A 14,746-nucleotide genomic window follows, 5' to 3' on the forward strand; every position below is an offset into this window, starting at 1 on the left:
AGTTTACTTTTCTTCAAGTAAAGACGTATATTTTTGTTTAGCAAAGGTTGTTAACTCTTCAAAAAAAGAAGTAAACTCATCTTCAAACTCATTGTAATGTTCTTTTAAATCTACAATGGCAAAATTCATTTTAGATCTGTTTTTTGTACGTCTATTCATTCCGTCTAAAACCTTAGAAATACCTGTTAAGCTTGCATAACTTAGTATCCAATTATCAGCAATCATATAAGGCATCATACGCTTTGTGTTTTCTGGTAGTATAAGATAATTGTCTTCTAAAAGATCATAAAATTTTTCTACAAATTCATCCAAAGGAGTATCAGAGTAATTCTTCCAATTTTTAGCTAAAAAGTGGTCATAAAAAATGTCTACAATTACACCGCTATAATGTCCGTAATTTTCGTGTAATTTTTTAGTGCTTTTACGTACCGTTTTGTGCGCGTCTGTAAAAGTATCTATATGCCTGTGTAAGGTAATTCCCTTTTGTATTTTTTTAGGTAAGTGTTTGTACTTGTTTCCCCTAATGCTATCTGCTATAAAGTTCCCTATAGTAATTTCATCATCTTCAAAAGAAAGGTAAATGTGTGCAAGAAAATTCATAAGTCGATATTAGCATTCTTAAAATCGAATTTACAAATTCAAAACATAAGAATTGCTTTTGTACATGTATATTTGTAAAAACTTTTATAATATATATGACACTAATCAAATCTATTTCGGGAATACGAGGAACAATAGGAGGTAAGCCTTCAGAAAATTTAACACCATTAGATGCAGTAAAATTTGCTGCTGCTTATGGTATTTGGTTAAAGGAGTATGCTAAAAAAGATAAATTAAAAGTAGTTATTGGCCGTGATGCTAGGTTGTCTGGAGAAATGATTCAGAATTTAGTTGTATCTACCTTGGTAGGTTTAGGTATAGATGTAGTAGATTTGGATTTGTCTACTACACCAACTGTAGAAATTGCAGTGCCTTTAGAGAAGGCAGATGGTGGTATTATATTAACGGCTAGCCACAACCCAAAACAATGGAATGCTTTAAAGCTTTTAAATGAAAAAGGAGAATTTTTAAATGCAGAACAAGGGGCTAAAATTTTAGCAATAGCAGAAAAAGAAGATTTTACTTTTGCAGATGTAGATGATTTAGGATCTATCTTAAAAAATGACTCTTACATAGACATACATATTGATGAAGTTTTAAACTTATCATTGGTAGATAAAGAGATAATTAAAGCAGCTAAATTTAAAGTAGTTGTAGATGGTGTAAACTCTACCGGTGGTATTGCAATACCAAAATTGTTAGAAGAATTAGGAGTAGAAGTTGTAAAATTATATTGTGATCCTACAGGTCATTTTCCTCATAACCCAGAACCATTAAAAGAGCATTTAGCAGATATATGTGAATTGGTAGTTAAAGAAAAGGCCGATTTTGGTATTGTAGTAGACCCAGATGTAGACCGTTTAGCTTTTATTAGTAATGATGGTGAAATGTTTGGAGAAGAGTATACTTTAGTTGCTTGTGCAGATTACGTATTGGGTAAAACTAAAGGTAATACTGTATCTAACTTATCTTCTTCTAGAGCACTTAGAGATATTACAGAAAAACACGGTGGCACGTATGAAGCTGCTGCAGTTGGAGAAGTAAATGTAGTTACTAAAATGAAGGCTAATAACGCAGTTATTGGAGGTGAAGGTAATGGAGGTATAATTTACCCAGAAAGTCATTATGGTAGAGATTCTTTAGTTGGTACAGCTTTATTTTTAATGCTTATGGCAGAAAAGGGAGGTACTGTTGCAGAATTAAGAGCTAGTTACCCAAGCTATTTTATGAGCAAAAAGAAAATACAATTAACACCAGGTTTAGATGTTGATGGTATTTTGGTTGCTATGGCAGATAAATATAAGAATGAAGATATATCTACAATAGATGGTGTAAAGATAGATTTTGCAGAAAATTGGGTACACTTGCGTAAGTCTAACACAGAGCCAATTATTAGAATATATACAGAAGACAAAAGTCAGGCTGAAGCAGATAAGCTTGCAGACCGTATAATTGCAGAAATTAAAGAAGTAGCAGGTTTGTAATATACAGGCTGTGTTAAAACAAAAAACTCATTGCTTTTAAAGGCAATGAGTTTTTTTATTTGTCAAATTTAGGTTTTTTACCCGCATGTTTCCAACGTTTGTGCGTCCATAAATAATACTCAGGTTTTTCTTTAATTTGCTCTTCAGTAAGTCTTAAAAACTCTTCAGTAATGTAATCTTTTTCGGTTTCTTTGCCAGCTAAAGTTATAGGTATAAATTCAACTTTATAATATCCTCTTTTTACTTTAGATACTTTTGCATACACTACTGCTAAATCTAGTTTTCTAGCTAAAGTTTCTGCTCCGTTGTGTATAGGCACGTTTAACCCCATAAAATTGCTCCAGTGTTGGGCTCTAGAGTACTGGGGAGATTGGTCGCTTACCATACCGTATATAGCTTTTACTCCACGTTTTTCGTTTCTAATAACAGTTTTTACGGTATCTTTTTGTGTAATAGGAGTAGTGTTCCAGCGTGCTCTTAAGTTTCTTATCCATTTATCAAAATACTTATTAGCAATTTTTTGATATACAGCATAGCCTTCAGTATCTATAAGGTTATTAATACTTACCATCCATTCCCAATTGGCATAATGGGCACAAACTAATAAAATACTTTTATTTTTTTCAATGGCTTTAAGTTTGTCTATATCAACAACATTAAACCTTTTTTTAACTTCAGCTTTAGACAAGCTCATTGTTTTTACCATTTCCATAAACATATCACACATATGTTTATAAAATTTTATTCTAATGGTTTTTAGTTCCTCATCTGACTTATTAGGAAATGTAAGCTTTAAATTGTCTAAAACTACTTTTTTACGGTAACCAAATACACGAAATACAAAAAAGTACATAATATTAGAAACCCCATAAAATAAAGTATGTGGTAATATAGAAACAACCCAAAGTATAGGATAAACTAAAATAAAAACTAGTAACTGCATTAAGAATAAAATTATGCAAATATAACTATATTTGACGCTAAACTACAGCAGTTAAAACATGAAATTACACCCAGTTACAATAGTCATTATAGCTTTAAATATAATTTTTACCTTAAAAGGGTTAAAAGACACTTCTTTTTTTGAACGCTATAAATTTAGTATTGGTGGTATAAAAGCAGGACAAAAAGAAAGAATGTTTACTTCTGGCTTTTTGCACGTAGATATATCGCACATATTTTTTAACATGTTTACGCTTTATTTTTTTGCTAATGTAGTTATAGCATATATGGGACCTTTATACTTTGTGCTTATGTATGTAATAAGTTTATTAGCAGGCAGTTTGTTGGCTTTGTTTTTTCATAAAGATGAGCCTTATTATAGTGCAGTAGGGGCAAGTGGTGCTGTAACAGGTATTTTATATGCAGCAATTTTATTAGAGCCTAATATGCGTTTGGGTATTATGTTTATACCAATACCAATGCCAGCATATGTTTTTGGTATAGGGTATTTATTGTACTCTATTTATGGGATGAAAAAGAGAATTGGTAATATTGGGCATACAGCGCATTTTGGTGGTGCTATAGGAGGTTATGTAACAACCTTATTTTTTATGCCTAATTTAATTTTTACAGATACATTAGTAGTCGTATTAATGGCTATACCTATAATAGTTTTATTTGTTTTAGATAAAATGGGAAAAATATAACCTTGTAATAGTATAAAAAATTAAAAAGGCCGAAACTAAAACTAGTTTCGGCCTTTTTTTATAGTATTAATTACTATTGTAGTAATTCTGCTATTTTCTTTTCTAAGTCGTCTCCTCTTAGGTTTTTAGCAATAATAACACCTTTTTCATCTAAAATAAAAGTAGAAGGTATAGATGTTACATTGTATAATTTAGCAATTTCTTGTACGTCTTTTTCATTGTATACGTGACTCCAAGGTAAGCCATCTTCTTCAATAGCTTTTTTCCATTCAGTTGCATTTTTATCTAAAGAAACACCAACAATATTTAATCCTTTATCATGGTATTTGTTATATACATTTACAACATTAGGATTCTCTTTTCTACAAGGTACACACCAAGCCGCCCAAAAATCTACTATTGTTACTTTGCCTAAAGCATCTTTTAATGCTAAAGGTTCTCCGTTTAAGTTGGGAGCTGTAAATTCTGGTGCTTTTGCGCCAATAGAAGTTGCTTTGTTTTTATTTATCATTTCTAAGATAGCCGTAACTGCAGCTGTCTTTTTAACCTCTTCAGATAAATTATTAACAAGTTCGCTAATTTCATCTTCTGTTAAAATTCTGTTTTGAAACAATCTGTTAATTACCATTCCAGATATTACAGCATTAGGGTTTTCTTTAACAAAGTTAACTTCAAACTCTTTTCCTTCTTCTTGTATTTCCTTTATTTCATCTTGTAAAGCTTTTACAGTAGCTGTATCCTGAGCCATAGCAGCTTTTTGATAATCTTTTTGTATAGATTGTACTTTTTCTCCTATTTTTTTAGATCCTTCAATAAAATCTGTAAACATATCGTTTTGTGGTGTACCAGATATAATAACGTTTCTTAAGCTATCTTTATGAGCACTCATTTCAATAGTTCCTTGTTCAGGAAAAAACATCATATTACCTCTTACTTTGTCAATAAATACATAGTAAGGATCTAATGTAGTAGGTATAGGCGTATTAAATACAAACTTGCCATCTTTTACAGTAACAGTATCTATTTCTTTAACAGAATTGTTTTCTCCTGCTGTTTTTAAAAACACTTGTGTACCATCTGCAACATCTCCTCTTAGGTTTCCGTTAAGTACAACTGAATCTGTTTTTTCTCCACAAGACACTGCTAATACAGCAATAGTAAGCGTAACTAGTAATTTTTTCATTATAAGTTTTTATTTTTATGTGTTACAAATGTAGGTAAACTAAAAGTGATAAAAAAAGCCCTTAACATTTTGCATGGTAAGGGCTTGTTTATCTTTATTTTAACTATTAAAACTTGTATCGTAGACCAAGTGCAATATCAAAGTCAAAATTATCACTAAAATGCTCGTAGCCTGTTAAGCCAATTTCTGGTCTAATATCTAAAGAGACTAGTAATGGAAAGTCAAAATTATACTCTATACCTACATCACCAGCAGCAAAAATAAACAAACCACCATCTGGTTTTTGAACGTTTGAAGGATTATTTGGATCTGCAATAGGCTCAAAATCTACACTACCAAAACCTGCACCTGCACCATAGTACCAGTTAAAGCCATTGTCTATAGCAAATACCCATTGGTGTATACCAGAAACTTTAAAGGCATCAAAGTTTTTGCTATCTCTCCAACCTAAATTGGCTTCTAAACGTGTATATCTTGTTAAACTTTTTTGGTATGACAATTCAGCTCCAAATCCTTTGCTATCTCCTAGTCTTAAACCTGCTGTATGCTCTGCAATATCTTGAGCACTTAGAGTGGCTGTTATCAAAAAAACAAAAAACGGAACTACTTTTAAGATTTTCATAATACTATATAATTTTGATGTAAAAATATGATGTTTAAATTACTTTTAAGTGAATAAAAACTTATTTTAGTTCCCAAAAATTATACCAAATTGAATACCGAACTACTTAACTCACTAGAACAGAATTTAGAAGGAGATTTATTTGTAGATAAACTTTCTACCACTTTATATGCTACTGATGCATCTGTATATAGAAAAATTCCGTTAGCTGTTGCTTTACCAGAAACAACAGAAGATATAAAAACACTTATACGTTTTGCATCAGAAAATAATATAGGTTTAATACCAAGAACAGCTGGTACATCTTTAGCAGGGCAATGTGTTGGTGACGGTATTGTGGTAGATGTGTCTAAACACTTTACTAAAATAATTAGTGTAGATAAAGATAAAAGGCAAGTTACTGTACAACCTGGAGTTATAAGAGATGAATTAAATCTTTTTTTAGAGCCTTATGGTTTGTTTTTTGGTCCTAATACCTCTACATCTAATAGATGTATGATTGGTGGTATGGTTGGTAATAACTCATCAGGAACTACGTCTATACAATACGGTATTACTAGAGAAAAAACAGTATCGTTAAAAGCAATTTTAGCAGATGGCTCCGAAGCAAATTTTGGAAACTTAACTACAGAAGAGTTTCATGAAAAAAGACAGCTAGACACCTTAGAGGGAAAAATTTATAATTCAATTTTTGATGAATTAAGTATAAAAGAGACACAGCAAGAAATTATTACACAGTTTCCAAAACCATCTATTCACCGAAGAAATACAGGCTATGCAGTAGATGAACTATTGCATAATAGCGTTTTTGGTAATGAGGGTAGTTTTAATATGTGTAAGCTATTAAGTGGTAGTGAAGGTACTTTGGCTTTTACAACAGAAATTACATTAAGTCTAGATCCAATTCCGCCAAAATATGCGGCAATGGTTGTTACGCATTACACCTCTCTAGAAGATTGTTTAGCAGATGTTGTACCAGTTATGGAGCACCAATTGCATTTGTGTGAAATGATGGATAAAGTTATTTTAGACTGTACTAAAAACAATAGAGCACAGCTAGCAAATAGGTTTTTTGTAGAAGGTGACCCGGCAGCATTATTAATGCTAGAGTTAAAGGCAGAGACTAAGGCAGATTTAAATTATTTAATAGATAGTTTATTAAAGACAATTAAAAAATCTGGATTAAGTTATGCTAACCCAATATTATTTGGTGATGATATTAAAAAAGCTGTAGAATTGCGTAAAGCTGGTTTAGGACTTTTAGGTAATATGGTGGGCGATAAAAAAGCTGTTGCTTGTATAGAAGACACCGCTGTAGCCATAGAAGATTTAAAAGAATTTATTGGTGAGTTTTCTACAATAATGAAAGGTCATAACCAAAGCGCTGTATATTATGCGCATGCAGGAGCAGGAGAATTACATTTACGTCCTATTTTAAATTTAAAAAAGGGAGAAGATGTTAAGCTGTTTAGAGCAATTACTACAGATGTAGCTAAATTAACAAAAAAATATAACGGTTCTTTTAGTGGTGAGCACGGAGATGGTATTGTGCGTGCCGAGTTTATACCACTAATGATTGGTGAAAAAAATTACCAATTGCTACGCAGAATAAAATCTTACTTTGATCCTAAAGGAATTTTTAATCCAGGTAAAATAGTAGACTCTTACCCAATGGATGAGTCGTTTAGGTATAAAGTAGACCGTAAAGAACCAGAGATAGAAACATTGTTAGATTTTTCTGAGAGCGAAGGCATACTTAAAGCTGCAGAAAAATGTAACGGTAGTGGCGATTGTAGAAAAACAGAAAAAGCATCTGGAGCAATGTGTCCTAGCTACCACGTTACACGTAACGAAAAAGATACAACCAGAGGTAGGGCAAATACTTTAAGAGAAATGCTTACCAACACAGACCAAGCCAATAAGTTTAATCAAAAAGAACTTAAAGAGGTTTTTGATCTTTGTTTAAGTTGTAAAGCTTGTTCTAGTGAGTGCCCTAGTAATGTAGATGTAGCAACTTTAAAGGCAGAGTTTAGCTACCAATACCAAGAAGCAAACGGTTATTCTTTTAGAAATAAATTGTTTGCCTATAATACTAAATACAACGCCTTGGGTAGTAAAATACCAAAAGTCACCAATTTTATGTTTAATTCTTCACTTTTTGGAGGTATAATTAAAAATATTAGCGGTGTAGCTCCAGAGCGTAGCTTACCTAATGTTTATAAATTTAATTTTGATAAGTATTTAGGTCAAATAGACACATCTGTTAAAAAAAGCCTAGGTAGTGTTGTTTTGTATATAGATGAGTTTACTAAATATTTAGATGTTAATTTAGGTATAGATGCCATACAAGTACTTACAAAACTGGGGTATAATGTAGAGTTGTTTTATGCAGAAAGCGGAAGAACATTTATTTCTAAAGGATTTTTAAAAGAAGCTAAAGAACTAGCTTTAAAAAACGTAGTACGTTTAAAAGAATATACAGATAAAGGTTTGGTTATTGTTGGTTTAGAGCCATCTGCAATTTTAACCTTTAGAGATGAGTATAAAAAATTGGTAAGCGATAAAGACTTGGTAAATACTGTAGCTAAAAATTCATTTATTATTGAAGAGTTTTTGGCATCAGAAATAGAAAAAGGGAAAATTTCCAAAAATCAGTTTACTAAAGAGGCCAAAACAGTAAAAATACATAGCCATTGTCATCAAAAATCATTAAGCAACCAAAAAGTTACTTTTGATGTGTTAAACATTATAGAAAACTACAAAGTATCTATAATTAGCTCTGGTTGTTGTGGTATGGCTGGTTCTTTTGGTTACGAAAAAGAACATTATAGCACAAGTATGGCTGTTGGTAATTTAAAATTATTTCCTGCAGTTAATAATAGTGATAAAGATGTTATTATTTCTGCAAACGGAACAAGTTGTAGACATCAAATATATGATGGCACAAAGCGTAAGGCTTTGCACCCAATAACAATTATAAAAGAAGCACTTGTATAAGTTATAAGTGCTTCAATTTATTATTCTGTGGCATTACCTTCAGTCTTGTCTTTTTTTGTACTGGTGTTAGTGCTGGTAATAGAATTGATAAGTTGTTGCATATCCATATTTTTTATTTCTTCATCAGCAAAAAAAGGGGATAGTTTATCATGGTTGTATTGGTAAAGTTTCCAACGTTTAAAGGAATATTCTAAAGCCGTTAAATTTTCTACCCAATCACCAGAGTTTAGATATACACATCTACCGTGTTTATTTTCTTTAAGTTCTTTTTTGGGTTGGTGTATATGTCCGCAAGCAACATAATCATACCCTTTTTCTATAGCTAAATTAATAGCAGTTTCTTCAAAATTACTAATGTACTTTACAGCACCTTTTACACTGTTTTTTATACGTTTAGATAAAGAGTATTTTTCTTTCCCCATTTTGGTTAACCCCCAATTTAGAGCTCTATTTATAAGTATTAACAAGTCATACCCTTTACCACCTAATTTAGCTAACCATTTAGCATTGGTTATAGATGCATCAAAAACATCACCATGAAAAAACCAAGCTTTTTTTCCGTCTAAATCTAAAACTAGCTTATCTACAATTTGTACATTACCCATAATGGTGCCACTAAACTTACGTAACATTTCATCATGGTTACCAGTTATGTAATATACCTGTACACCTTTAGATGCCATACCAATAATTTTTTTTAAAACCTTCATATGTGAAGATGGAAAGTAACGTTTGCTAAATTGCCAAACATCTACAATATCACCATTTAAAATTAAAATTTTTGGGTCAATACTATTTAAATAAATTAGTATTTCATCTGCATGGCAACCGTATGTGCCTAAGTGAACATCAGAAATTACAGCAACATCAATTTTTCTTTTCTTCATCTTTACTAGTTTATACAAACTAACTATTTCTATATGAACTAAATATAAACAACTAATGAAAATTTTGTGATGATTGTGTTAAGTACATATTAAGACATATCTAAATTTTATATTCTGATGCTTATAAATTACCTTTGGGACTTATACATACCAATACAATAATTTAGATGGCAGGAAACACTTTTGGTAACTTTTTTAAGGTAGCAACCTTTGGAGAATCTCACGGAGTAGCAATAGGCGGAGTAATAGATGGTTGTCCGTCTGGAATAGAATTAGACCTAGACGCAATACAAACAGAACTAAATAGAAGAAAACCTGGGCAGTCTAAAATAGTAACCCAACGTAAAGAGCCAGATACCGTAGAATTTTTTTCAGGTATTTTTGAAGGTAAAACAACAGGAACTCCAATAGGATTTGCTATTCGTAATACCAACCAAAAGTCTCATGACTATTCGCATATAAAAGACTCTTACAGGCCATCTCATGCAGATTATGTATACGATAAAAAATATGGTTTTAGAGATTACCGTGGCGGCGGACGTAGTTCTGCTCGTGAAACAGCAAGTAGAGTTGTTGCAGGTGCTATAGCAAAACAGTTTTTATCTAACATAAAAATAAATGCTTTTGTATCTCAAGTAGGAGAATTAAAATTAAATAAAAACTACACAGAGTTAAATTTAGAAGATACAGAATTAAACCCAGTTCGTTGTCCAGATCAAGAAATGGCAGCTAAAATGGAATCTTACATAAAAGAGATAAAAAAAGAAGGTGATACCATTGGAGGAGTAATTACGTGCGTAATACAAAATGTACCTATTGGCTTAGGAGAGCCTGCTTTTGATAAATTACATGCAGAATTAGGTAAAGCTATGTTAAGCATAAATGCTGTAAAGGGTTTTGAATATGGTAGCGGCTTTAACGGTGTAACTATGAAAGGCAGCGCACATAACGACCAATTTAATACAGATGGTACCACAAAAACTAATTTTAGTGGAGGTATACAAGGTGGTATTAGCAATGGTATGGATATTTATTTTAATGTTGCATTTAAGCCAGTAGCAACAATTATACAACCTTATGAAACTATAGATAATAAAGGAGATATAGTTAAAACCCAAGGTAAAGGTCGTCATGACCCTTGTGTAGTACCTAGAGCAGTGCCTATTGTAGAAGCTATGGCAGCATTAGTTTTGGCAGATTATACTCTAATTAACAACAGTACCAAGTAATTTTGATTACGGTTTAAGATTGAATTATTTTTAATAATTAACTATTATAATTATTGATTCAATTTTATTTGGAGCGTAACACTCCAAAATGGTATATTACTCACAAAAATTTATAAAAAATAAGTATGAAGAAATTGGAGCTGCACTGGCAGATTATGATTGGGATGTTTTTGGGAATCCTCTTTGGTTTTGGAATGGCACAACTCACATGGGGAAAGGATTTTATAATGGACTGGATAGGGCCGTTTGGACAAATTTTTGTAAACCTCTTAAAATTAATTGCCGTACCGCTTATTTTAGCTTCATTAATAAAAGGAATATCTGATTTAAAAGATATTTCTAAATTTAGAAATATTGGGTTTAGAACTATTGGTATTTATATGTTCACCACTGTAATAGCTATTACTATAGGCCTTGTTTTGGTAAATGTAATAGAACCAGGAGAGGGTATATCTGAAGATACAATTACCAAACTATCTAATACTTATGCAAATGATAGTAGTATACAAGGTAAAATATCAGAAGCTACAAACCAAAAAGAGCGTGGTCCGCTGCAGTTTTTGGTAGATATGGTACCAAGTAATGCTATAGCTGCAATGAGTAATAACAAACTAATGTTGCAAGTTATATTCTTTACTATTTTTATGGGCATATCTATGTTATTAGTAGGAGAAAAAAGATCTAAGCCATTAAAAGACTTTTTTGACTCTTTAAATGATGTTATCTTAAAAATGGTAGATTTAATAATGCTTGCAGCTCCTTTTGCTGTTTTTGCGTTATTAAGCCAGGTAGTTGTTACAGCAGATGATCCAGAAATTTTACAAAAACTACTTTCTTATTCTGGTGTTGTAATTTTAGGTTTGTTATTAATGATAACCTTTTATTGTTCACTAGTATATTTATACACAAAAAAGAATCCTATTTGGTTTTTAAAACAAATGAGTCCAGCTCAATTATTAGCTTTTTCTACTAGTTCTAGTGCAGCTACTTTACCAGTAACTATGGAGAGGGTAGAGGAGCACATTGGTGTAGACAAAGAAGTGTCTAGCTTTGTTTTACCTGTTGGGGCAACTATTAATATGGATGGAACAAGTTTATACCAAGCTGTAGCAGCTGTATTTATAATGCAAGTACTTTGGCCAGAAGGTTTAACATTTGGAAACCAATTGTCTATAGTAGTAACAGCTTTATTAGCATCTATAGGTTCTGCTGCAGTACCTGGTGCAGGTATGGTTATGTTGGTTATAGTTTTAGAGGCAATAGGGTTTCCTGCAGATTTATATCCGGTAGCTCTTGCACTAATATTTGCTGTAGACAGACCATTAGATATGTGTAGAACAGTTGTAAATGTTACTGGTGATGCTACTGTATCTATGATTGTTGCTAAGTCTGTTGGTAAACTACATAAAAATCCTAAAGCTAAAAATTGGGATGATAATTATGACGAAGTAAAGTAGCAAAAATACTTTTAATGTATAAAAACAGCATCAAACAACTAAGTTTGATGCTGTTTTACTTTTATAACGACATTGTCTTTAAAAATAATATCTAATGCGTCTGTATCAATACTAAAAATACCAGGTTTTAAACCCAATATATAAGCAATATGTTCTGGGTTATATTCATAAAAATCTTCACCTAATAATTGTACAACTTCTGCTCTAGTTTTACCAATTAGCATATTACTCTCAATAATATCAGCAGATAATTCATAACGTTGCTAAGGATTGTTGTTCCATTTTTGTTGATTAAACTGATGTTCAGGGTAGTAAGAAATTATTGCTATGTAACTAAATATGCTAATGAAGTATACTAGTGGAGCAAAAACGATAGATAGTCCTATTGCAGTATTTTTTTTATATTTTAAAGCAATTCTATTGCTTTTTTTTAAAGTCCAATTAAAAATGAAAAATAAGAAGATAGCTATAAATAGGATAATTAGTACGACCATAATTGTATATTGAATAAGTTTGTGAATTATAAAGAGATATGTTTGTTTTTAGGGTATTTAACTTCATAAGAGAAACGTTCTTTTTGGGTTTCTTTACTATTTAAATCTATTTTCCAAGTAAGTAAACCTTTAGCATCATTATAGTTTGCATTGTATGTTTCTATTTCACTTACTTTAATTTCTTTGTTTTCAGATAACGGTATTCTATCTATTAATTTTATAGTAACCGCTGTATTTTTATTATTCTTAATTTCTAAATCGTATGCTCTGTTTAATACACGATTATTACCTAATAAAGATTTACTTTTAAAGTTACGGTCTTGTTTTCTTGTAACTGTAATACCAGCATCTACGCCTAAAGAAACAACCATTTCCTTTGTTGTTTTGTATGGGTCTATTACTGTTTTACCTGCAAAACCTCCTTTAAAGTAAATGTTAGCCTCACCAGGCAATAAGTTGTATTGCTCCCAGTTTTTAAAAGAAGCAGTTAAAAATACATTTTCGTTTAGTACTGGTATTGCTAAATACTCGTATGTAGCATCTAAATTATAGGTGTTAATTTCTATAGCAATTATATCTCCGTCAGATTTAATAGAATATGGTTTTTTAATAGCAAAAGTTGTGTTGGTAACATCATCCTCTGTAGTACTCTTTTTAGTTGTAATTACAATAACACCATTATTAGCTCTAGAACCGTAGATAGCGGTTGCAGAAGTTCCATTTAATTTTTCTAAAGATTGTATATCATTAGTATCTATATCACCTTCTACAAAATCCTTTATTGGTACGCCATCTATAATATACAAAGGTAATTCAGGTTTATTTGTAGTTAAGGTAGATGTTCCTCTAACTTTTACGCCCGCTACTTTACCTTGTAAAGAACTAGAGTAACCTGTAACTATAACTTCGTCTAAGGTCTCATTGTTCTCTTGTAAAGTAGTATTTATTATAGATGCATAAATAGGTACTTCACTAGTTTCCATTCCTATGTAAGAAAACTGTAATTCTTGACCAGTATGGGTTGCTATGGTGTAGTTACCATCAAAATCTGTTTGCGTACCTATACTAGTACCTTTTATTAGTACATTACAGCCAGGTAGTGGTTGTCCGGATGCATCTGTAACCACACCTGTTACTTTTTTTACTGAAGGATTGTAATAATATTTATTTTTTTTAACAGCTTTAGCTTGATAGTTGTAACCATTTGTGAAATTTAAGTACTTAGTATCTATAACAGGCTTAGTTGTTTGTTTTATAGGGTTTCCGGTTGATAAATTAATTTTTACATTCTTCCATTCATTTCCTGTGTTTTGGTAGACATTAGCTTTGTACTTAAGTTGAAGATTACTGGCTGTATTTTTAGATTTAATATCGTATGTTGGTACCCAACCAGCATCAGAAACAACATAAGACAAAATTAAGTTTAAGTTAATGTCTACAGGAGCGTCAAATTTAACAACTAATTCTCCTTGTGCTATAGCAGGCCCAGTGGTAAGCTCTTTTACTTGTAAATTTAGGTCTCTAATTGTTGTACTTATTGTTGTAATTTCTTTATTTATAGTGAATATCTCATCTCTAATTTCAGTAATTCGTTTTCTGTAGTAAGTGCTTATTTGCTTTAATGTTTCTAAGTCTAAACTCTCTGTACTAGCGCTTACTTGTCTGTTTTTAGTAATTAATAATTCTTCTTCTTGTAAACCAGATATTCTATTTTTTAATAGTTGAATTTTTTCAGAAAGTAATTTAGCTTCATTTTGTAATTCTGTAGCTTCTGGTGTTACCATAAACTTATCCAAATAGTTGATGCCATAATCCATTGCTAAAATAGAAACAGACTGTAACCCGGATATTTGTATACTGTTTTCATCAATTTTAGAAGATAAACCAGTAAATTTTAACTCGGTTGTGCCTTCTTTAAGCATAAAGTTGCTTGTGCGTGTAATTTGCGCTCCGTTTAGGTAAACCGTTACTTTTTTAATTGTAGAAGGTGTTTTATTATCTGCGCCAAAAAATGTTATTGGCACAAGTAATAATAGGTAAAGTAGCTTTTTCATAAATAATAGTTTTTAAGGTTGTGTAAACCTAAATATTACTATTACCGTATAAAACAGCTAATTTGTAAAATGGTCTTTAGAGTGAGTAAA

The 14,746-nt window shown here is 31.4% G+C and carries 12 protein-coding genes; 5 read left to right on the forward strand and 7 right to left on the reverse strand.

Translation table 11 applies throughout. The features are described 5' to 3' along the window. Positions 1-3: 3 nt before the first annotated feature. A complete protein-coding gene (locus CELLY_RS14150; RefSeq protein ID WP_013622375.1) occupies positions 4-600 on the reverse strand; it encodes an acyl carrier protein phosphodiesterase in 597 nt (198 codons plus the stop codon). A gap of 95 nt (positions 601-695) precedes the next feature. On the opposite strand from CELLY_RS14150, the gene glmM reads away from it, so the two are divergent. Then, complete coding sequence (gene glmM / locus CELLY_RS14155) at positions 696-2,084, forward strand: phosphoglucosamine mutase (RefSeq protein ID WP_013622376.1); 1,389 nt, start codon at positions 696-698, stop codon at positions 2,082-2,084. Between the two features lie 55 nt (positions 2,085-2,139). On the opposite strand, the gene CELLY_RS14160 is transcribed toward glmM, so the two are convergent. Then, positions 2,140-3,027, reverse strand: a complete 888-nt coding sequence (locus tag CELLY_RS14160; protein ID WP_013622377.1) for a lysophospholipid acyltransferase family protein — start codon at positions 3,025-3,027, stop codon at positions 2,140-2,142. Between the two features lie 58 nt (positions 3,028-3,085). Between CELLY_RS14160 and CELLY_RS14165 the strand changes: the two genes are divergently transcribed. Next, positions 3,086-3,733: a rhomboid family intramembrane serine protease gene (locus CELLY_RS14165; RefSeq protein ID WP_013622378.1), complete on the forward strand. Its 648-nt coding sequence runs from the start codon at positions 3,086-3,088 to the stop codon at positions 3,731-3,733. A 73-nt stretch (positions 3,734-3,806) separates the two neighbouring features. On the opposite strand, the gene CELLY_RS14170 is transcribed toward CELLY_RS14165, so the two are convergent. Beyond that, positions 3,807-4,916 (reverse strand): TlpA disulfide reductase family protein, encoded by a 1,110-nt coding sequence (locus CELLY_RS14170; protein ID WP_013622379.1) that lies wholly within the window; start codon positions 4,914-4,916, stop codon positions 3,807-3,809. A gap of 106 nt (positions 4,917-5,022) precedes the next feature. After that, entirely contained in the window at positions 5,023-5,538 is a 516-nt protein-coding gene (locus CELLY_RS14175) for a hypothetical protein (protein ID WP_013622380.1), read from the reverse strand. Between the two features lie 90 nt (positions 5,539-5,628). On the opposite strand from CELLY_RS14175, the gene CELLY_RS14180 reads away from it, so the two are divergent. Beyond that, positions 5,629-8,535 carry an FAD-binding and (Fe-S)-binding domain-containing protein gene (locus CELLY_RS14180; protein ID WP_013622381.1) on the forward strand — a complete coding sequence of 969 codons (2,907 nt, stop codon included), beginning with the start codon at positions 5,629-5,631 and terminating at the stop codon, positions 8,533-8,535. A gap of 20 nt (positions 8,536-8,555) precedes the next feature. Here CELLY_RS14180 and CELLY_RS14185 read toward each other — a convergent pair whose 3' ends face one another. Continuing rightward, positions 8,556-9,422, reverse strand: a complete 867-nt coding sequence (locus CELLY_RS14185; protein ID WP_013622382.1) for a UDP-2,3-diacylglucosamine diphosphatase — start codon at positions 9,420-9,422, stop codon at positions 8,556-8,558. Between the two features lie 167 nt (positions 9,423-9,589). Here CELLY_RS14185 and aroC point away from each other — a divergent pair, with 167 nt between their 5' ends. Together aroC and CELLY_RS14195 are read left to right on the forward strand one after the other, a co-directional pair. Beyond that, on the forward strand, positions 9,590-10,651 hold the full coding sequence (aroC, locus tag CELLY_RS14190) for a chorismate synthase (protein ID WP_013622383.1): 1,062 nt from the start codon (positions 9,590-9,592) through the stop codon (positions 10,649-10,651). Between the two features lie 125 nt (positions 10,652-10,776). Continuing rightward, positions 10,777-12,108, forward strand: a complete 1,332-nt coding sequence (locus CELLY_RS14195) for a dicarboxylate/amino acid:cation symporter (protein WP_013622384.1) — start codon at positions 10,777-10,779, stop codon at positions 12,106-12,108. A 38-nt stretch (positions 12,109-12,146) separates the two neighbouring features. Here the strand turns inward: CELLY_RS14195 and CELLY_RS16765 are convergent, their stop codons facing one another. Together CELLY_RS16765 and CELLY_RS14205 are read right to left on the reverse strand one after the other, a co-directional pair. Next, the gene (locus CELLY_RS16765) at positions 12,147-12,332 is read right to left on the reverse strand and encodes a hypothetical protein (protein WP_013622385.1); all 186 of its coding nucleotides are present in this window, start codon (positions 12,330-12,332) and stop codon (positions 12,147-12,149) included. Between the two features lie 296 nt (positions 12,333-12,628). Continuing rightward, entirely contained in the window at positions 12,629-14,656 is a 2,028-nt protein-coding gene (locus CELLY_RS14205) for a DUF4139 domain-containing protein (protein WP_013622386.1), read from the reverse strand. Between the last annotated feature and the right edge of the window lie 90 nt (positions 14,657-14,746).

Source organism: Cellulophaga lytica DSM 7489 (assembly GCF_000190595.1).
Classification (GTDB): Bacteria; Bacteroidota; Bacteroidia; order Flavobacteriales; family Flavobacteriaceae; genus Cellulophaga; species Cellulophaga lytica.